This is a genomic window from Halomicrobium sp. IBSBa (genome assembly GCF_017612575.1).
Lineage (GTDB): Archaea > Halobacteriota > Halobacteria > Halobacteriales > Haloarculaceae > Halomicrobium.
The window spans coordinates 1-386 of the sequence record NZ_JADPQC010000074.1 but is presented as its reverse complement, the minus strand read 5'-3'; the positions used below and the strand labels follow the sequence as shown (position 1 = coordinate 386).

The 386-nt window shown below is 68.7% G+C and carries 1 pseudogene; it reads right to left on the bottom strand.

Going from position 1 to position 386, the window contains the following annotated elements:
- Positions 1-371, bottom strand: a pseudogene (gene rnhB, locus IL252_RS17515) (ribonuclease HII); the annotation flags it as partial.
- Positions 372-386: the final 15 nt, after the last annotated feature.

The window sequence follows — 386 nt, the reverse complement described above, 5'->3', positions numbered from 1 at the left end:
GTTACAGCCACGTCGGTGTCGACCGCGTCCGCGACCCGACGACCGAACCGCGCCGCGTCGGTGTCGCCGGCGTCGACTGTGCCCGATAGACCGTCTCGGGCTACTGCCGATAGCGCCTCTGCCTGCCCGTCGACGGTCAGCGTGTTCATGTCCGTCCCGTCAGCGTCGATCCGTCCGACCGGAATCTCGGCGATACCGACAGCGTCGGCCGACTCGCGGATGTCGCCGGCCAGTCGCTCGCGGCGCTCCGGCCTGATGTCCTTCGAGTCGCCGACACCATCGGGTAGAGCCGCCGGGTCGGCCCGGACAGCGGCGGCGAACATCGACCCCAGAACCGGCCCTTTCCCGGCCTCATCGACGCCAAATCGCATGACTATCTTCTGGAC